This window comes from Microbacterium telephonicum (assembly GCF_003651225.1).
Classification (GTDB): domain Bacteria; phylum Actinomycetota; class Actinomycetes; order Actinomycetales; family Microbacteriaceae; genus Microbacterium; species Microbacterium telephonicum.
In genome coordinates, this window is the sequence record NZ_RCDB01000004.1 from 124,228 (window position 1) to 142,882 (window position 18,655).

At 70.1% G+C, this 18,655-nt stretch carries 19 protein-coding genes and 1 riboswitch; of the genes, 13 read left to right on the forward strand and 6 right to left on the reverse strand.

Going from position 1 to position 18,655, the window contains the following annotated elements; genetic code table 11:
• The first annotated feature begins 5 nt into the window (after positions 1 to 5).
• Positions 6 to 115: riboswitch (TPP riboswitch) on the forward strand.
• The 3 genes from C7474_RS14080 to C7474_RS14090 all read left to right on the forward strand — a co-directional run bounded on the left by C7474_RS14080 (position 108) and on the right by C7474_RS14090 (position 3,015).
• Positions 108 to 740 (forward strand): ECF transporter S component, encoded by a 633-nt coding sequence (locus tag C7474_RS14080; RefSeq protein ID WP_121061003.1) that lies wholly within the window; start codon positions 108 to 110, stop codon positions 738 to 740. Its footprint overlaps the riboswitch before it by 8 nt.
• A 2-nt stretch (positions 741 to 742) precedes the next feature.
• On the forward strand, positions 743 to 2,224 hold the full coding sequence (locus tag C7474_RS14085; protein ID WP_241965276.1) for an ABC transporter ATP-binding protein: 1,482 nt from the start codon (positions 743 to 745) through the stop codon (positions 2,222 to 2,224).
• Positions 2,221 to 3,015 carry an energy-coupling factor transporter transmembrane component T family protein gene (locus C7474_RS14090; RefSeq protein ID WP_121061005.1) on the forward strand — a complete coding sequence of 265 codons (795 nt, stop codon included), beginning with the start codon at positions 2,221 to 2,223 and terminating at the stop codon, positions 3,013 to 3,015. Before C7474_RS14085 ends, C7474_RS14090 begins: the two co-directional genes overlap by 4 nt.
• A gap of 184 nt (positions 3,016 to 3,199) precedes the next feature.
• Here the strand turns inward: C7474_RS14090 and C7474_RS14100 are convergent, their stop codons facing one another.
• Entirely contained in the window at positions 3,200 to 3,925 is a 726-nt protein-coding gene (locus tag C7474_RS14100) for an aminoglycoside 3'-phosphotransferase (RefSeq protein ID WP_121061007.1), read from the reverse strand.
• 54 nt (positions 3,926 to 3,979) lie between these two features.
• Here C7474_RS14100 and C7474_RS14105 point away from each other — a divergent pair, with 54 nt between their 5' ends.
• From C7474_RS14105 to C7474_RS14125, 5 genes are all read left to right on the forward strand, one after another.
• Entirely contained in the window at positions 3,980 to 4,468 is a 489-nt protein-coding gene (locus tag C7474_RS14105) for a hypothetical protein (protein ID WP_147436728.1), read from the forward strand.
• Between the two features lie 60 nt (positions 4,469 to 4,528).
• Positions 4,529 to 5,290: an SDR family NAD(P)-dependent oxidoreductase gene (locus C7474_RS14110; protein WP_121061011.1), complete on the forward strand. Its 762-nt coding sequence runs from the start codon at positions 4,529 to 4,531 to the stop codon at positions 5,288 to 5,290.
• Positions 5,291 to 5,420: 130 nt separating this feature from the next.
• A complete protein-coding gene (locus tag C7474_RS14115) occupies positions 5,421 to 6,203 on the forward strand; it encodes an enoyl-CoA hydratase/isomerase family protein (RefSeq protein WP_121061013.1) in 783 nt (260 codons plus the stop codon).
• Positions 6,200 to 7,030, forward strand: a complete 831-nt coding sequence (locus C7474_RS14120; RefSeq protein ID WP_121061015.1) for an SDR family oxidoreductase — start codon at positions 6,200 to 6,202, stop codon at positions 7,028 to 7,030. The genes C7474_RS14115 and C7474_RS14120 overlap by 4 nt, the downstream gene beginning before the upstream one ends.
• A 10-nt stretch (positions 7,031 to 7,040) precedes the next feature.
• Positions 7,041 to 7,409 (forward strand): VOC family protein, encoded by a 369-nt coding sequence (locus tag C7474_RS14125; RefSeq protein WP_121061017.1) that lies wholly within the window; start codon positions 7,041 to 7,043, stop codon positions 7,407 to 7,409.
• 24 nt (positions 7,410 to 7,433) lie between these two features.
• Here C7474_RS14125 and C7474_RS14130 read toward each other — a convergent pair whose 3' ends face one another.
• The 5 genes from C7474_RS14130 to C7474_RS14150 all read right to left on the reverse strand — a co-directional run bounded on the left by C7474_RS14130 (position 7,434) and on the right by C7474_RS14150 (position 13,149).
• The gene (locus C7474_RS14130; RefSeq protein ID WP_422385810.1) at positions 7,434 to 8,300 is read right to left on the reverse strand and encodes a Cof-type HAD-IIB family hydrolase; all 867 of its coding nucleotides are present in this window, start codon (positions 8,298 to 8,300) and stop codon (positions 7,434 to 7,436) included.
• Entirely contained in the window at positions 8,297 to 8,656 is a 360-nt protein-coding gene (locus C7474_RS14135) for an HAD hydrolase family protein (protein ID WP_121061021.1), read from the reverse strand. Before C7474_RS14135 ends, C7474_RS14130 begins: the two co-directional genes overlap by 4 nt.
• A 110-nt stretch (positions 8,657 to 8,766) precedes the next feature.
• Positions 8,767 to 10,188, reverse strand: a complete 1,422-nt coding sequence (locus C7474_RS14140; RefSeq protein ID WP_121061023.1) for a glycoside hydrolase family 1 protein — start codon at positions 10,186 to 10,188, stop codon at positions 8,767 to 8,769.
• 22 nt (positions 10,189 to 10,210) lie between these two features.
• Complete coding sequence (locus C7474_RS14145; protein ID WP_121061026.1) at positions 10,211 to 12,079, reverse strand: beta-glucoside-specific PTS transporter subunit IIABC; 1,869 nt, start codon at positions 12,077 to 12,079, stop codon at positions 10,211 to 10,213.
• 137 nt (positions 12,080 to 12,216) lie between these two features.
• Complete coding sequence (locus C7474_RS14150) at positions 12,217 to 13,149, reverse strand: PRD domain-containing protein (RefSeq protein WP_121061028.1); 933 nt, start codon at positions 13,147 to 13,149, stop codon at positions 12,217 to 12,219.
• Positions 13,150 to 13,263: 114 nt separating this feature from the next.
• Here C7474_RS14150 and C7474_RS14155 point away from each other — a divergent pair, with 114 nt between their 5' ends.
• The 5 genes from C7474_RS14155 to C7474_RS14175 all read left to right on the forward strand — a co-directional run bounded on the left by C7474_RS14155 (position 13,264) and on the right by C7474_RS14175 (position 18,652).
• A complete protein-coding gene (locus C7474_RS14155) occupies positions 13,264 to 14,337 on the forward strand; it encodes a LacI family DNA-binding transcriptional regulator (protein ID WP_241965277.1) in 1,074 nt (357 codons plus the stop codon).
• Positions 14,338 to 14,370: 33 nt separating this feature from the next.
• Positions 14,371 to 15,666 carry a sugar ABC transporter substrate-binding protein gene (locus C7474_RS14160; protein WP_121061032.1) on the forward strand — a complete coding sequence of 432 codons (1,296 nt, stop codon included), beginning with the start codon at positions 14,371 to 14,373 and terminating at the stop codon, positions 15,664 to 15,666.
• A 63-nt stretch (positions 15,667 to 15,729) separates the two neighbouring features.
• A complete protein-coding gene (locus C7474_RS14165; RefSeq protein WP_241965278.1) occupies positions 15,730 to 16,671 on the forward strand; it encodes a carbohydrate ABC transporter permease in 942 nt (313 codons plus the stop codon).
• A 2-nt stretch (positions 16,672 to 16,673) separates the two neighbouring features.
• Positions 16,674 to 17,633, forward strand: a complete 960-nt coding sequence (locus tag C7474_RS14170) for a carbohydrate ABC transporter permease (RefSeq protein ID WP_121061034.1) — start codon at positions 16,674 to 16,676, stop codon at positions 17,631 to 17,633.
• Positions 17,630 to 18,652 carry a carbohydrate kinase family protein gene (locus C7474_RS14175; RefSeq protein WP_241965279.1) on the forward strand — a complete coding sequence of 341 codons (1,023 nt, stop codon included), beginning with the start codon at positions 17,630 to 17,632 and terminating at the stop codon, positions 18,650 to 18,652. The genes C7474_RS14170 and C7474_RS14175 overlap by 4 nt, the downstream gene beginning before the upstream one ends.
• The last annotated feature ends 3 nt before the right edge of the window (positions 18,653 to 18,655 follow it).

The window sequence follows — 18,655 nt, forward strand, 5'->3', positions numbered from 1 at the left end:
CTCAACGACACAACCACGGGAGTCCGGTGAGCCGGGCTGAGAGGAAGCGATCCACGCTTCGACCGTCGAACCTGATCCGGATCATGCCGGCGCAGGGAGGAGAGAACATGCACGCGTCCGCGTCCACCCCCGTCACCACGGCCACGCCGAACCGCTTCGGCTGGCGCGTCGTCGACATCGTCGTCGCCGCCGTCCTCGGCGTCGCCATCGGCCTGCTGTTCTGGCTGTGGAACACGATCGGCGGCGCCTGGTTCGGCGCCATGGACGCGCTCACGCCGGGCCTGGGCGGCATCGCCGTCGGCATCTGGCTGATCGGCGGCGTCATCGGCGGCCTCGTCATCCGCAAGCCCGGAGCGGCCCTGCTCGTCGAGGTCGTCGCGGCGATCGTCTCGATGCTCATCGGCAATGTGTGGGGCGTCTCGACGGTGCTGTCCGGCATCGTGCAGGGCCTCGGCGCCGAGCTCGTCTTCGCGGCGTTCGCGTACCGCCGCTTCGGACTTCCGGTCGCCGCCCTCGCCGGCATCGGCGCCGCCGTCGCCGCCTGGATCTTCGAGATGTTCTACGGCAGCTCGCCGAACATCCTCAAGACGGTCGAGTTCAACGCCATCTACCTGGGGGCGCTCGTCGTCTCCGGTGCGGTGCTGGCCGGCGTCGTCGGCTGGCTGCTCGTGCGGGCGCTCGCCGCGACCGGCGCGCTCAGTCGCTTCGCCGCCGGCCGCGAGGCGCGCGCCGAGGTCTGACGGTGACCGCTCCCGCGCGCATCGTCGCCGCCGGCTGGGGGTGGCGGTACGCCGGTCGGCGGCTCCCCGCCGTGCAGGACGTGTCGTTCACGATCGAGCCCGGCGAGCGGGTGCTGCTGCTCGGCGCGTCCGGCGCCGGCAAGTCCACTCTGCTCGCCGGCATGGCGGGGCTGCTCGGCGGCGCCGACGAAGGCGAGCAGACCGGCGACCTGCGCGTCGACGGCGCCCCGCCGCAGGCGCAGCGCGGCCGGGTCGGTCTCGTGCAGCAGGACCCGGATGCCGGTGTCGTGCTGTCGCGGGTGGGCGACGACGTCGCCTTCGGCTGCGAGAACCTCGGCCTGCCGGCCGATGCCATCCCCGCGCGCGTCGGCGAGGCGCTGGAAGACGTCGGACTCGACGTGCCGCTCGACCACCCGACGAAGGCGCTGTCGGGCGGGCAGAAGCAGCGACTCGCCCTGGCCGGCGTGCTCGCGATGCATCCCGGCGTACTGCTGCTGGACGAGCCGACCGCCAACCTCGACCCCGCCGGGGTGCGGGAGGTGCGCGCCGCGGTCGAGCGGGCGGTGTCCCGCACCGGCGCCACGCTCGTGGTCATCGAGCACCGCACCGCCGTTTGGCAGGACCTCATGACCCGCGTCATCGTCGTCGGCGCCGACGGCGGCCTGCTCGCCGACGGGCCGCCCGCCGAGGTGTTCGCGGCGCAGGGTGCGGCGCTGGCCGCGGCCGGCGTGTGGGTGCCGGGAGCGCCCGTCGACCTTCCCGTGCTCGCGCCGGCGGATGCCGCATCCGCCCCGCTGCTGTCCGCGCACGCGCTCGCGGTCTCCCGCGACGGCCGGATGCCGGTGCGCACCGGCGTCGAGCTCGACATCGCGCGCGCGGCCGCCACCGTCGTGACCGGCCCCAACGGCGCCGGCAAGTCGACGCTCGCGCTGACGCTCGCCGGACTCCTGCCCGAGCTGCGCGGTCGGGTCGAGTCCGCGCCGGAGCTCGCGGGGAGACGCGGGACCCGCCCGTCGCGCTGGACCTCGCGCGAACTGCTCACCCGCATCGGCACGGTCTTCCAGGATCCCGAGCACCAGTTCCTCGCGCGCACGCTCCGGGAGGAGCTCGCGGTCGGGCCGCGTGCGCTCGGGCTCGACGAGCCGGCCGTCCTGCGCATCGCCGACGACCTGCTGGAGCGGATCGGCCTCGCCCCGCTCGCCCTCGCGAACCCGTTCACGCTGTCGGGCGGGCAGAAGCGCCGGCTGTCGGTCGCGACGGTGCTGGCCACGGGTCCGCGGGTCGTGGTGCTCGACGAGCCGACGTTCGGTCAGGACCGCCGCGGCTGGACGTCGCTCGTCGCGCTGCTGCAGGAGCAGATCCTCGAGGGGCGCGCCGTCGTCGCCGTCACCCACGACGCCGACGTCGCCCACCACCTCGGCGGTCGGCACGTCGAGCTGACCGCATCCGCGACGGCCTCCGATTCCGGGCGGTCGGCGGCATGACGGCCGTCCTCTCCCGGCCCGTCGCGGCGCCGGCATCCGCGTGGCTCGACGGGGTGAACCCGGCGACGAAGATCCTGCTCGCCCTCGTGCTGTCGGTGCCGCTGCTCGCCTCGATCGACGTCGTGAGCGCGCTCGTCGCGATCGGATTGCAACTGCTGTGCGTGCCGCTGACCGGTCTCGGTTACCGCACCGTGCTGCTGCGCCTGCTGCCGCTGGCGGCGCTGGCGCCCATCGCGGGCATCAGCATGCTGCTGTACGCCGAGCCGGGCGGGACCGTCTACTGGAGCTTCGGCGTCGCGGCCGTCAGCGACGCGTCGATCGCCTTCGCGGTCGCCGTCGCGGTGCGCGTGTTCGCACTCGCACTGCCGACGATCCTGCTGTTCGGTCGCACCGACCCGAACGACCTCGCCGCCGCGCTCGCCCAGATCGTGCGGCTGCCCAGCCGCTTCGTGCTGGGCGTGCTCGCCGGCACCCGCACCCTCGGATTGTTCGTCGACGACTGGCGCGCGATGGGACTCGCCCGTCGCGCGCGCGGGGTGGGCGACCGCGGCGCGCTGCGACGGTTCTTCTCGATGGCGTTCGTGCTGCTCGTCTTCGCGGTGCGCCGCGGCACGAAACTCGCCACGGCGATGGAGGCCCGCGGGTTCGGGGCGCCCATGACCCGCACCTGGCTGCGCCGCTCGACGCTCGGTCGCCGTGACGCCCTCGCCCTCGCGGGCGGCGTGCTGCTCATCGCCGCGGCGCTGACGGTCGCCGTCGCCGCCGGCACCTTCCGCTTCGTCTGGTCGTAGGCGAGGCGTCGCCGAGTTCGGCCACCTCGGTCCAGTCGCGACCCGCCGAAGTAGGCGAACACGCGCTGCGTGTGGAAGGTGGGTCGGCCGTGACTGATCTTCTCGGCGGCCTCCGGAAGGGCGAGGGCGATGCGCCGCAGCCGCGCGAGCAGCGGATCGGCGTCGTCGAACATCACGGGATGACTCATGTCGCGTCCCACAGGTCCCGGTAGTACGCGAGCCGCGCCCGGTCGGGCCGCACGCCGTACGCGTCGATGAGCGCGTCCTCCCAGCCGGGACCGTAGTTCCACGCGGTGCTCATCGAGGCGACCGCGATGTCGGCCCAGCGGTCGCCGATGCCGAGCGCCCCGAGGTCGACATGCGCGAGCGGGGCACCCTGATCGTCGAGCAGCGTGTTCGGCACGCACGCATCGCCGTGGCACACGACGAAGCGGTCGATCGGCGGGGCGTCGTGCAGTGCTGCAGGCACGCGGATGCCGCGCCGCCGGGCGTTCGCCGACCGCACCGACACGGTCCATTCGAACGGGCAGTCGCCGACCGGGAGCGCGTCGTGCAGCATCCGCAGGCCCCGGCCGACGGCCGTGACGGCGGTCTCGGGGTCGGCGATCCACCGCGGCGCGACGGCCGACTCCCCCGGCAGCGCCGCCGTCACCAGCCACTCGTGCGTGCCGTCGTCGCCGGAGTCGAGCACGCGGGGCACGCGCGCGTAGGCACCGGCCCACGCCATCCGCACCGCTTCCGACGCCATGCTCACCTCGTCGTCGCGGGGGCCGTACTTGACGAACCGTCCGTCGTCGGTGCGCCACGTGATGCCGCCGGCCTCGTTGAGCCAAACCGGGTCCAGGCCCGCGCCCTGGGCGAGCTCGCGCACCTTGTGCGGGATCGGCAGCTCCGTCGTCGGAATCGACATCTCCCCATCCTCTCTCCCCCGGCGTCCCGGCGCACGGTCTGGTTGAGTGGAGGCATGGCGTCACGACTGGGCCCTCTCACGGCGGTGGCCGCGGCGGGCGCCGGCGTCCCCGCGGTCGCGATCGGTGACGTCGCGGTGCGGCACGTGCGCCTCACGACCGGCGGCGTCGAACTCTGGGACGGCACGCACGCGCAGGAGGCGGTCGTGTGGGACGAGGTCGTCGAGCTGCGCACCGACCTGCCGACGACGATCCTGCCCTCGCCGCGCCTGGCCGACTCGGTCGGCCCGGTGCTGCTCGGGATCCTCGGCGGTGGATACGTGTCCGAGCCGAACCGCGCCGCGGTCACGGTGCGCACCCGATCGGCGGGGGATCGCGAGTGGGAGATCGACGGTCACCACGTCACGGGTTACCGACGGCGGGATGCCGCCGTCGCCGTACGCCTCGCGCAGCGCCTGGTCGACGACGCCCCGTCACGGGCGCTCCTGGCCGTGCCGGACGAGCTGATCGCCCGGATCGGCGTGCGGATCCACCCGCGCAGGTGACACGCAGTTTCACCTAGAGTGGGATGCAGGACCACGTTCGACGGAGAGCGAAGGAAGAGCATGGACATCGTCGGAGCATCCGCCCTCGTCACCGGCGGCGCCAGCGGGCTGGGACTCGCGACCGCCCGCGCCCTGGCCGCCGCAGGCGCACACGTCGTGCTCGTCGACCTGCCGACCTCCCCCGGCGCCGACCGCGCCGCCGAACTCGGCGGGGACTTCGTCGCCGCCGACGTCACCGATCCCACGCAGGTCGCCGCCGCGGTGGCGAAGGCATCCGCGGCCGGGCCGCTGCGTGTCGTCGTCAACTGCGCCGGCATCGCCCCGCCCGCGAAGGTGCTCGACCGCGACGGCGCGCCGACCCCGCTCGAGCACTTCGAGCGGATCGTGCGGGTCAACCTCATCGGCACCTACAACGTCATCGCCCAGGCCTCCGCCGCGATGGCGGCCACCGCACCGGGCGACGACGGCGACCGCGGCGTCATCGTCAACACCGCCTCCGTCGCGGCCTTCGACGGGCAGATCGGGCAACCGGCCTACTCCGCGAGCAAGGGCGGCGTGCACGCCATGACCCTCCCGATCGCCCGGGAGCTCGCCCGCCACGCCATCCGCGTCGTGACCATCGCGCCCGGCATCATGGAGACCCCCATGCTCGCCTCGCTGCCCGCCGAGGCGCAGGACAGCCTCGGCCGGCAGGTGCCGCATCCGGCCCGCCTCGGCCGCCCCGACGAGTACGCCTCGCTCGTGCTCGAGATCGTGCGCAACGGCTACCTCAACGGCGAGACGATCCGCCTCGACGGGGCGATCCGGATGGCGCCGAAGTGACCGGACGCCGCCGCACCCGGTTCGCAACTCCGGAGAACTCGGCGCCGACCGCGCGATTCCGGCCGTTCCGGTCCCGCGCGCCCCGCGTCTCCGGAGTTGTGGACACCGACCGTAGTGAAAGGATGCCGCGATGAGCGACACGATCCTGCTGACGCGCGACGGCGCGCTGGCCCGCCTCACCTTCAACCGTCCCGCGTTCCTCAACGCGATGGACTTCGAGATGGGGGCGCGCTGGCAGGCCCTCGCGCACGAGCTGACCGAGGACGACACGGTCGGTGCGATCCTGCTCGACGCGAACGGTCCCGCCTTCTGCGCCGGCGGCGACGTCGTGGCGATGTCGGCCTCGGGCGCCGACGGGGCCCGGATCACCGAGATGGCGCACGTCATCCACGACGGCATCCGCACGTTCACAGAGTCCGACAAGCCGATCGTCGCGGCCGTGCAGGGCGCCGTCGCCGGTGGCGGGCTCGGGCTCATGCTGACCGCCGACCACATCGTCGCCGCACCGTCGGCGAAGTTCGTGAGCAAGTACGCGAACATCGGACTGACGCCCGATCTGGGCGTCTCGACGCTGCTGCCGGCAGCGGTCGGTCAGCGTCGGGCGCTGCAGCTGCTGCTCACCGACACGACGATCGACGCCGCCACGGCGCTGGACTGGGGCCTCGTCACCGAGGTCACCGGCGACCCGGCCGCCCGCGCCGCGGAGGTCGCGCGCACCTGGCTCGACGGGGCGACCGCCGCGTTCGGCCAGGCCAAGCGCCTCATCCGCGCCGGTGCCCACCGTGGCCTCGCCGAGAACCTCGACGACGAGGCGGCGACGATCGGGCGCGCGTTCGACACCGACGCCGCCGCGACGCGCATCGCCGCGTTCGCCGCCGCCTCCCGCAAGACGACCACGAAGGAGCCCCGATGACCCTCGCCGGCAAGACGATCCTCATGTCGGGCGGCAGCCGCGGCATCGGCCTGGCCATCGCGCTGCGCGCCGCGCGCGACGGCGCCAACATCGCGATCCTCGCGAAGACCGACGCGCCGCACCCCAAACTCGAGGGCACCGTGCACACCGCGGCGGCCGCGATCGAGGCGGCGGGCGGGCGCGCCCTCCCGATCGTCGGCGACGTGCGCGACGAGGACTCGATCACCGAGGCTGTGCTCACCGTGCAGGGCGAGTTCGGCGGCATCGACATCGTCGTCAACAACGCCTCGGCGATCGACCTGTCCGGCTCGCTCGCACTCGCGACGAAGAAGTACGACCTGATGCAGGACGTCAACGTGCGCGGCACCTTCCTGCTCTCCCGCGCCGCGATCCCGATGCTGAAGGATGCCGGCAACCCGCACATCCTGTCGCTGTCGCCGCCGCTGAACCTCTCGCCGAAGTGGCTCGGCGCCCACACCGGCTACACGATGGCCAAGTACGGGATGACGATGGCGACCCTCGGGTTCGCGGCCGAGTTCGCGGGCGACGGCATCGCCGCCAACACGCTGTGGCCGCGCACGACGATCGCGACCGCGGCGGTGCAGTACTCGCTCGGCGGCGACCGGATGATGGCCGTCAGCCGCACCCCCGAGATCTACGCCGACGCGGCCTGCGAGGTGCTGACGAAGCCGGCACGCGAGTACACCGGTCAGACGCTCATCGTCGAGGACGTGCTCGAGGCCGCCGGTGTCCGCGACTTCTCGGGCTACGCGGCGGTGCCCGGAACGCCTGACGGGGCCCTGTTCCCGGACGTGTTCCTCGACTAGCGTTCCCCGCATGGGGGTGCGCAGTTGCTTCCCGATCCTGTCGACCCGTGACCTGCCGGGTCTCGTCGACTTCTACGAGCGCGCGCTCGGTGGCGTCGTCGAGTACCGGTTCGACCAGGACGGTCGCGACGTGTACGTGGCGCTGTCGATCGGCGGGGTGAAGCTCGGCATCGGCTGGGATCCGCAGACGCCGGATGCCGGCGCCGGCGACCGCGCCGCCCTGTGGTTCTACGTCGACGACGTTGACGCCGCCTTCGAAGCCGCCGTCCGCAGCGGCGCCGCGGTCGAGGCGGAGCCCGCCGACATGCCCTGGGGCGAGCGGGTCGCCCGCATCCGCGACCCGCACGGCACGCTCGTCAACCTCGGCGCCGACGCCTGAGCCGGCGCCCCGGCGCGGGGCCCCTCAGACCATCCCGGCGGACACGAGCGCGTTGCGCACCCCGTCCTCGAGCACGCCCGTGGTGACCTTGCCGGCGATCGCCTGCAGCTCGGGGTCGGCGCCGCCCATCGCGAACGCGTCGCCGACGACCTGGAACATCTCGACGTCGTTCCAGCTGTCGCCGATGCCCACGGCATCCGCGGCGTCCTTGCCGAGCAGGTCCAGCACCTCGAGGATCGCGGAGCCCTTGTTGACGCCCCGCACCATGATCTCGCCGTTCGAGCCGCCGGGCAGCGGGATCGACCCGGGGATGACGTGGAAGCGCTCGCCGAGCTCGGCCTGCGCGTGGTCGAGCGTGTCGGAGTGGTTGCTGATGAACGTCGACTTCACGACGGCGTCGAGGTCGGCCTCGGCCATCGGGCGGTACGCGATCATCGGCAACGGCTCGTCGTCCTCCTCGAGCCCGAGTGCGGCGAGGTCCTCGGCGTGCCGGGCGCGGCGCTGCTCGAAGAACTCGGCGACGAACCCGCCGATCCCCTCGCTCGCGTAGACGGCGTCGTTGGTCTGCAGGAAGTAGTGGATGCCGTGCGCCTCGAAGTAGGCGACCATCCGGTCGACGTCGCCCCGCGGCATGAGGTGCTCGACGACGCGCTCGTCGCCCCGGGTCGCGAAGGCGCCGCCGTTGGTGATGGCGCCGTCGAAGCCGATCTCGCGCACCGACGGGTGGATGTCGCCGTCGGCGCGACCGGTGCACAGATACACCAGGTGACCGTTCGCGCGCGCCGTGCGGATGGCGGTGATGGTCGAGGGGGCGATGATCGAGCCGTGCTCGAGGATCGTCCCGTCGACGTCGATGAAGGCGATGCGCTGGGGGGAGTCTGTCGAGGTCACGTGTTCCATTCTCGCGGAGCCGGATGAATGCGCGGTGAGCGGGTCAGATGAGCCCGTGCCGCGCGAAGGCGGTGAGCCACGTCGTCGGCCGACAGCATCCGGGCCATCACGATCTCGTCGCCGGTGCTCGCGTAGGCCCCGCCGTTGGTGACGGCGCCGTCGAAGCCGATGTCCATGATGTCGCCGCGCAGTTCGGCCATGCCGCGGCCCGTGCTCAGCAGCACGAGGTGGCCGCGGGCGCGCGCCGTGCGGATCGCGTCGATCGCCGACGGCGGGATGTGGTGGCCGTCCTGCATGAGGGTGCCGTCGACGTCGAGGAAGACGGCGCGGCGGCGGACGGGCGCGGGAGATGTCATGGGGTGCCTCGGAGAAGGGGCTCGGGGGAAGGGCTCGGGGAAGTGGTGACGCCGCCGCGACCCGCTCTCAGGTTCGGGTCGCGACGGCGTCGGTCAGGGGTGGAGTGCGCTCACGCGGAGAGGGAGGCTCCGTTGGTGCGGATGACCTCGGCGTACCAGTCGAAGGACTTCTTCTTGAAGCGGTCCAGGGTGCCGGTGCCGTCGTCGTTGCGGTCGACGTAGACGAAGCCGTACCGCTTGCTGAGCTGGGCGGTGGAGGCCGACACCAGGTCGATGCAGCCCCACGTCGTGTAGCCGAGCAGGTCGACGCCGTCTTCGATCGCCTCGCCGACGGCCTCGAGGTGGGCCTGCAGGTAGGCGATGCGGTAGTCGTCGACGACGGTCTTCACACCGTCGACCTCGACGAGCTCGTCCTTCGCGCCCAGACCGTTCTCGACGATGAACAGCGGCTTCTGCCAGCGGTCCCAGAACTGGTTGAGCACGAGGCGCAGGCCGACGGGGTCGATCTGCCAGCCCCACTCCGACTCCTTCAGGGTCGGGTTCTTCACGCCGCCGAACAGGTTGCCCTCGCCCATGACGCGCTTGTCCTCGTCGACCGTCTCGCAGATCGAGGAGTAGTAGCTGAACGAGACGAAGTCGACGGTGTGCTCCTTGAGCAGCACCTTGTCGTCGTCGCTGATCTGCAGCTCGACGCCCATCTCGCGCAGGCTCCGCAGGTAGTAGCCGGGGTACTCGCCGCGCACGTGGATGTCGCCGAAGGCGAGGTTGACGCGCTCGGTCGTCAGCGCCGCGAAGACGTCGTCCGGGTTCGGCGTCAGAGGGTAGACGGGCATGGAGAGCACCATGCAACCGATCTGCGCGTTGGGGGCGAGCTCGCGGGCGACCTTCGTGGCGAGGGCCGACGCGACGAGCTCGTGGTGCACGGCCTGGTACAGGTCGGTCTTGGAGAGCTGGTCCTTGGGCGTGTTGATGCCGCCCGACATGAACGGGGCGTGGACGACCGAGTTGATCTCGTTGAAGGTCAGCCAGTACTTCACGCGTGCGCCGTAGCGGGAGAACAGCACCCGCACGTAGCGCTCGTAGAAGCCGATGAGGTCGCGGTTCACCCAGCCGTCGTACTGCTCCGCGAGGTGCAGGGGCGTCTCGTAGTGCGAGATGGTGACCAGCGGCTCGATGCCGTGGCGCTCGAGCTCGTCGAGCACGCGGTCGTAGAAGGCGAGGCCGGCCTCGTTGGGCTCGGTCTCGTCGCCCTTCGGGAAGATGCGGCTCCACGCGATCGAGAAGCGGAAGACCTTGAAGCCCATCTCGGCGAACAGGGCGATGTCCTCCGCGTAGCGGTGGTAGAAGTCGATGCCGACCTGCTTGAGGTTGTCGTCGGTCGGGCCTTCGGTGCGGGGGGTCATGATGCCCTTCGGCATGACGTCCTGGATCGACAGGCCCTTGCCGTCTTCGAGGTACGCGCCTTCGAGCTGGTTCGCGGCGGTCGCGCCGCCCCACAGGAAGCCGTCGGGGAAATGCGTGGTGATGCTCATGTGTGTGTGTCTCCTTGCGTGATTACTTCACCGTCGCGAGCGACTCGACCGCGATCGCCGAGAACAGCGTCTCGCCGTGGGCGATGGGGCCGGATGCCGGCGTGCCCACCTCCGGGTACAGGTCGGGGTTCGTGACGACGACCGGGGTCGTCAGGTCGTAACCGGCCTGCTCGATCGCGTCGCCGTCGAACGTCAGCAGCAGGTCGCCGGCGCTCACCTGCTGACCGGTCGTGACCTTGACGTCGAAGTGCTCGCCGTTCAGCTTCACGGTGTCGATGCCGATGTGGATCAGCAGCTCCGCGCCGTCGGCGTGGCGCAGACCGATCGCGTGCCCGGTCGGGAACGCGGCGGCCACGACGCCGTCGAACGGGGCGTAGACCGCGCCCGAGCGGGGCAGGATCGCGACGCCCTGGCCGAGGGAGCCGTCCGCGAACGCGGCATCCGGCGTCTCGGACAGCTTCACGACGGTGCCGTCGAGGGGGCTCAGCACCACGACGTCGTTCGCCTCTGCCGGGACGGTGACGCCTTCGTCGGACGGCTCCTTGAAGCCGACGACGATGGTGAGGATGAACGGCAGGACGATCGCGACGAGCAGACCGAGCCCCAGCATGATCATGTTGCCGTTGCCGAACAGGGCCGGCAGGGCGAGTCCGCCGGGAACGACGAACGCCGTCGAGAACACGCCGCCGATCGCGACGATCGCTCCACCGAGCGCGCCGCCGGCGATGCCGAAGGCGAACGGGCGCTTGAGCGGCAGGTTGAGGCCGTAGATCGCGGGCTCGGTGATGCCGGCGAGGAATGCCGACAGCGTCGCGGGCGCGGCGAGGGACTTGAGGTTCTTGTTGCGGGCGCGCACCCAGACACCGGCGACGGCACCCGCCTGAGCGAGGACGGCGGCGAAGACGGGGGCGATGAGGAGCATCTGACCGGTCGTCTGGAACTCGATCTGGAACACCGGGACGAGGCCCCAGTGCAGACCGAAGATGACGAACACCTGCCACAGACCGCCCATGATCGCACCGCCCAGCCACGGCACGGTGGAGAACACCCAGCCGATGCCGTCGCCCAGCCAGCCGCCGAGCAGGTCGGAGATCGGGCCGATGACGAGGAAGACGATCGGCACCGCGACGAGCACGACGATCATCGGGGTGACGAAGCGCTTGATCGCGCCGGGCAGCACACGGTAGAGGAAGCGCTCGGCGTGCGACTGCAGCCACACGATGATGACGATCGGGATGACGCTGGACACGTAGCTGACCATCGTGAATGGAATGCCGAAGATCGTGAGCTCCGGAGCGCCGACCAGCGCCGTCATCGTCGGGTACAGCAGGGCGCCGGCGATCGCGAACGAGGTCCACTCGTTGGCCTTGAAGTAGCGCGCTGCCGTGATGGCGAGGGCCATCGGGAGGAAGTTGATGAACGCGTCGGAGAGGGCGTTCAGCACCGCGTAGGTCGACGTTGTGGCATCCATCCAGCCGAAGGTGACGGCCGCGGCGAGGAACGCCTTCAGCAGGCCGGTGCCGGCGAGGGTCCACAGCACGGGGGTGAAGATCCCCGAGATCATCGTGATGAAGCGGGAGAAGAGGCTGCCCTTCTCGCCCGGCGCGGCGGGGGTGCCGCCGGAGCCGTCGTGGCCGCCGCCGAAGCGCGAGATCTTGCCGATCTCGGCGAAGACGTCGGGCACGTCGTTGCCGATGACGACCTGGTACTGACCGCCGGCCTGCGCGACCGTGACGACGCCGGGCGTGGCCTTGACGGCCGCCGTATTCGCCTTGCTCTCGTCCTTCAGGACGAAGCGCAGCCGGGTCGCGCAGTGCACGAGGTTCTGGACGTTGTCCTCGCCGCCGACGCCGGCGAGCACGCCGGCCGCGGTCTTCGCGTAATCCGCCATCGGATTCGCCTTTCCGTGTGTTCAGGCTCGGGCTTCTGCGCCCGGGCAACAAAAAAACCTGGACTCGGTGAAAGCGGGAGCTTTCGATGAGTCCAGGTTTCGCCCGCTGATGCGGTAACGATCCATGGGATCGGGAGTCACGGTAGCACGGGATCCTCCGGCTGTCCAGGCTCGGGCTGCCGCACCTGCGTCTTCAGTCGCTCGATGTGGACGATGAGGTACAGCACCTCCTCGTCGGTGAGCTCCGATTCGGTGGCGGCGCGCACGTACGCCTTGACCTCGGTCGCGATCTCGAACGACTCGGGATACGAGTGCTTGGCGAACTCGAAGAACGACGTGTCGTGACTGCGCAGCATCGAGCGGGAGACGAGGCGCTGCAGCAGGAACTGCACGTGCAGCACGAAGCGCGCATAGTCGAGGCTCTCGGTGTCCAGGCGCACGCCGAGCTGGTTCTCGACGGTCGTGACGACGTGCTGCACGCGACGGAACAGCAGCGCAGCGGTGCCGTTCGGCTCGTCGCGCGTCGCGTTGAGCAGGTGCATCGTGAGGAAGACGCCCTCCTCGGGCGGCAGCTCGCGACCCAGCGCCGTGCCGATCGACGACGCCATCGCCGCGGCGGCCGCGAACTCCTGCGGGTGCAGCACGCGCAGCTCGGGCATCGGCGTGGAGGGGATCCGCAGCCCCTGATCGAGGCGCTCGAGGACGAACTGGATGTGGTCGAGCACCGCGATCGTGAAGCCGCGTCCGAGCGCGCGGCCGAGGGTGCGCTCCGCACCGTCGACGGCGCGGCTGACCGCCTCGAGCACGGGGTAGGGCACCTCGGCGAGCAGCCGCAGCTCGTTCTCGCCGCTGTCACCCCCGTCGAGGATGAAGGTCTTCTCGACCTTCGCCGGGTCGATCGTGTCGGTGGGCTTGAGCTGGAAGCCGATGCCGCGCCCCATGAGCACACGTTCTCGACCCGACTCGTCGAACTGGATGACGACGTTGTTGTTGAGCACCTTGTGCAGCGGCGGCCGGGAGGCGTCGGCGGACGCACCTGGCGCTCGCGCCGCATCGCCGAGGGTGCTCATGCCGAGAATTCTAGGAGTGGTTGACGCCGCGATCGCCTTCGGTCATAATCACTGAACAGATAAATCGATTTATCACGAGGAAGTGATGAGATGGCGCGAGCAAGGATCACCGACGTGGCCGCCGCCGCAGGCGTGTCGGCGACGACAGTGTCTCTCGTGCTCAACGACGTCGAGTCCCGCATATCTCGAGAGACGCGTGATCGGGTACGGTCAGCGGCCGAGGCCGTGGGTTACGCGCCGAGTTCGCTCGCGCGCGGCCTGCGCCAGAGGCGCTCTCAGACCGTCGGCCTGATATCCGATCAGATCGCAACGACTCCGTTCGCCGGGCGGATGCTGGCGGGGGCTCAGGACGTCGCCCGCGCCCATGAAAAGCTCGTCTTTCTCGTCGACACCGGCGGTGATCGCGCCGTCGAGCAGTCGGCGATCCGCGCACTCGCCGCTCAGCAGGTCGACGCGACCATCTACGCGGCGATGTGGCATCAGATCGTCCCGGTGCCCGATGGGCTGCCGGCGGATGCGGTGTTCCTCGACTGTCGGCCCGACGCCGGCGGGTTTCGGAGCGTCGTGCCTGACGATCGCGCCGGCGGCGCGGCCGCGACACGCGAGCTCGTCGCCGCAGGTCATCGCCGCATCGCTTTCATCGACACGGACGAGGGCCCCACTCGACCGATCGCCGCAGACCTCCGCCTCGAGGGCTATCGTGAGGTGCTGCGTGAGGCGGGCCTTCGCGTCGATCCCGCCTTGCACGTGCACGGTGAGACCTCGATCCGAGGCGGAAGAGAGGCGGCCGAGCATCTCCTGCAGCTCCCGGATGCCGTCCGGCCGACGGCTCTGTTCTGCTTCAACGACCGGATGGCGGTCGGAGCGTACGCAGCCGCGCACGCCCGCGGACTGCGCATCCCTCACGACCTCTCGATCATCGGCTACGACGACCAGCAGTTCATCGCGGCCGAACAAGAACCTCCCCTGACCACCATCGCTCTCCCGCACTACGAAATGGGGAAATGGGCGATGGAGGTCGCGCTCGGCATCCGCGCGGCGGAGGAGCAGGATGCCACGCACCAAATGACGTGTCCCGTCATCAGACGAGACTCCGTGGGCCCGCCGCCGGCGCATGTCGCCAAACCGAACCGGCGACGGACCTCACATCACACCGAGCGGTCGCTGTCGGCGACCCCCGAACGGTGACCGCGTGTTCGGCCACCAGAACAGGAAAGCACAATGAAGCGCACATCCGCATCGACTCTCGCCGCGGCGGGGCTCGTTGGTGTGCTCGCACTCACCGGCTGCGGGCAGGCCGGTCAGGGCGACAGCACCACTGAGGACGGTCGTACGAAGCTGACCATGTGGACGCACTCGGCGGGAAACCCCGCCGAACTCGCCGTGTACGAGCAGATCATCTCCGACTTCAACGCCTCGCAGGATGACTACGAGGTCGTCGAGGAGTCGTTCCCGCAGGGCGCGTACAACGACGCCGTCGTCGCAGCGGCGGCATCCGGAGATCTGCCCTGCCTGCTCGACCTCGACGGGCCGATCATGCCGAACTGGGCCTGGGCCGGTTACATCCAGCCGCTGGGCCTCCCGGCCGAGATCACCGATTCGCTGCTGCCGACCGCTGTCGGCACGTGGGACGACGAGATCTATTCGGCGGGGTACTGGGACGCCGCGCTCTCGATCTTCGCCCGCAAGTCCGTGCTCGAGGCGAACGGCATCCGCATCGCGACGGTCGACGAGCCGTGGGACGAGGAGGAGTTCGCGAGCGCGCTCGCGACGCTCAAGGCCGCCGGCTACGAGACCCCCATCGATATCGGCGCTGAGGACACCGGCGAATGGTGGCCCTACGCCTACTCTCCGTTCCTGCAGAGCTTCGGCGGCGACCTGATCGACCGTGACACGATGCTCAGCGCCGAAGGAGCGCTCAACGGTGACGACGCGATCGCCTGGGGTACGTGGTTCCAGAACCTCTTCGCCGACGGCTACGCGAACGCCAACGGCACCGTCGGCAACCAGGAGTTCGTCGACGACGAGGTGGCCCTGAGCTACACCGGAGTCTGGAACGCCCTCGCCTCGGTCGACGCGATCGGCGACGACCTGGTCATCCTGCCCCCGCCGGACCTCGGCAACGGCCCGAAGATCGGCGGCGGCTCGTGGCAGTGGGCCATCTCGTCGTCGTGCAACGACGCCGACGGAGCGCGCGCATACCTGGAGTTCAGCTTCCAGGACGAGTACATCACCCAGTTCGCGGACGAGCAGATCGTCATCCCCGCGACCGAAACCGCTGCGCAGGCGTCGAAGTACTTCGGCGACGACGGCGTCCTCCGTCCCTTCGTCGAGCTGTCGCAGAACTTCGCGGTCCTGCGCCCGGAGACGCCGGCCTACGCGGTGATCTCCTCGACGTTCGAGACAGCCGCGAAGGACATCATGAACGGCGCGGACGTGAACACCGCGCTCGATCAGGCGGTGTCCGAGATCGACGCCAACATCTCGTCGAACGACGGCTACGGCTTCACCGAATGACGCGTGAGGTGGGCGGAGGTTTCCTCCTCCGCCCACCTCGCCAACGACTCAAGAAGAGTTCTCATGACGCTGTCCACTGCAACCGCCGCGGCCGAGAAGCCCCGGCAGTCCCTCCGCCGCTTCCGCTCGACGCGTGGGCGCGAGACATGGGCGGGCTTCGCGATGATCGCGCCGGCCGGGATCCTCCTCGTGCTGTTCCTCGTGATCCCGGTGCTCCTCGCTTTCGGTCTCTCGTTCACCAACGCACGCCTCATCTCGCCCAACCCGCCGCGATTCGTCGGGCTCGACAACTTCGCACGCGCATTCGGTGCCGATCCGATGTTCCTGCAGTCCGCGTGGAACACCTTCCTGTTCGCGCTCGCGGTCGTTCCCGTCCAAGCGGGGCTCGGCCTGCTGCTCGCCGTGCTCGTGAACCGGCGGATGCGGGGAGTCACGGCGTTCCGCGTGATCTTCTTCATCCCCGTCGTCACTTCGATCGTCGTCGTGTCGATCCTGTGGAAGTTCATGTACCAGAAGGACGGGCTCGTCAACTCGTTCATCGACACCTTGACCTTCGGCGCATGGCAGAGCGTCGACTGGCTCAACAACCCCTCGACCGCCCTGCCGGCCATCATCGTGCTGTCGATCTGGCAGGCCGTCGGGTTCCACATGATCATCTGGCTCTCCGGCCTGCAGACCATCCCCGAAGAGCTCTACGAAGCGGCGAAGATGGACGGCGCGAGCCCCTGGCGTCAGTTCACGAGCGTCACCTGGCCGGGGTTGCGCCCGACGATGATCTTCGTTCTCATCACCATCACGATCGCCGCCCTCGGTCTGTTCGTCCAGGTCGACGTCATGACACAGGGCGGTCCGACCGGGTCGACCTCGACGATCGTCTATCACGCCGTGCGCAAGGGATACGAGCAGCAGGAGATCGGCTACGCCGCTGCGATCTCGCTGATCTTCTTCGTCGCGGTGCTCGTCATCGCGCTCATCCAGCGCCGCCTCACGCGAGACAAGGACTGACCATGACCGCCACAGGAACCCTCACCGCACCGAGTGAGGTGCGGCGTGTACCGCTGCGCGCACGTCGTCGTCGCCCCGCCGGCCAGGCGCGCCGCGGCCGCATAGGGACGATCGTCTACTACGCCGTGATGGCCGTTTTCGGCGTCGCCTTCCTCTTTCCGCTCGTGTTCATGTTCGTTTCGAGCCTCAAGCCCGATGCCCAGATCCTTCAGGACGTGGACTCGCCCGCGGCCTTCCTGCCGGTCGGCGATATCAGTCTGGACAACTACTTCGGGGTCTTCGACCGGGTGCCCGTCGCCCAGTTCCTGCTCAACTCGGTGTTCGTCACGGTCCTCACGGTCGGCCTGGGCCTGATCGTCAATTCGATGGCCGGCTTCTCCCTCTCCCGCCTGCGCTGGAAGGGACGCGTGGTGGTCATGGCGCTCATCATCGCGACGCTGATCGTGCCTTTCGAGACGATCGCGGTTCCGATGGTCTACTGGGTCTCGCAGCTTCCGACGCTCGTGATCGAGGGCGGTGTCCTCAAGTACGACTTCGGTTGGCTCAACACGTATCAGGTGCAGATCGTGCCGTTCATCGCGAACGCGTTCTCGATCTTCCTGTTCGCGCAGTACTTCTCGACCATCCCGTCCTCCTTGGACGAGGCGGCGCGCATCGACGGGGCGAGTTGGTTCACGATCTACCGGCGCGTCATCGTGCCGCTGTCGGGCCCCGCGTTCGCCACGGTCGCGATCCTCACGTTCCTTCCCGCGTGGAACCAGTATCTCTGGCCGCTGATGGTGGTCCAGAAGGAAGGCCTGCGGCCCGTCATGGTCGGCATGCAGTACTTCTTCCAGCTCAACACCGCGTGGGGAGAAGTGATGGCGTACACCTCGCTCATCACGCTCCCCGTGCTGATCGTCTTCCTCGTCTTCCAGAGGGCGTTCGTGAGCAGCATCGCAGCGAGCGGGGTCAAGGGGTGAGTGCGGCGGATCGGATCGTCGTGCTCGGAGAGTCGCTCGTCGACCTCGTGCACGGTGCCGCCGACCTGCCCGGTGAGGCGCGGGAGACCCCCGGCGGAAGCCCCGCCAACGTCGCGATCGCACTCGGCAGGCTCGGCAGGCGTCTCGTGCTCGTGACGCGCATCGGCGACGACGCGCGCGGCCAGCGCGTGCGCGCATGGCTGACAGCCTCCGACGTCGACCTAGACGCCGTGACCGTACGGGGCGCGACGGCCGCCGCGCACGCCGACATCGATGAGGAGGGGGCGGCGACCTACCGGTTCGACATCGACGGCGACATCGGAGACATCACGGTTGCCGTCTTCGACCGTGCCACCGTGCTGCACCTCGGCTCGATCGGTGCGCTGCTCGAGCCGGGTGCGGGCGCGGCGCGCACCGCGCTCGATGCCGTGCACGGTCACGCTCTGGTCACCTACGACCCCAACATCCGCCCTCTGATCACGCCCGATCGGGCCGCTACCCGAACGCGCGTGGAAGAGCTGGCCGCGCGCGCCGACCTCGTCAAGGCGAGCGACGAAGACCTCGCGTGGCTGTACCCGGAGCGCGACGCGAAGAGCGTCGCCCGCGAGCTCGCCGCGCGAGGACCCGCGCTCGTGGTCGTCACCCGTGGGGCCGCCGGCGCGCTCGCCGTTTCCGACGACGGCGAGATCGAGATCGAGATCGCGTCGCCCCCGGCCCGCGTCGTGGACACCGTCGGGGCGGGCGACACGTTCATGGCCGCACTCATCGACGGCCTCGTGTCGGCGGGGGTCGCCGGTGCCGGGGCGCGCGAGCGGCTCGGACTGCTCACGGAGGCGGAAGTGACCCGCATCCTGGTGCGCGCGGCCGAGGCGGCCGCGATCACTGTCGGCCGTCCCGGTGCCGATCCGCCGCGCAGCGCCGAGCTCGCCCACCTCCCGGCCGCACCACGTCCCTTCGCTCCGGCCATCTTCACTCCGGCCACCCCCACCCCCGGCGCGGCTGCGCCGATGAAAGGCTGATCG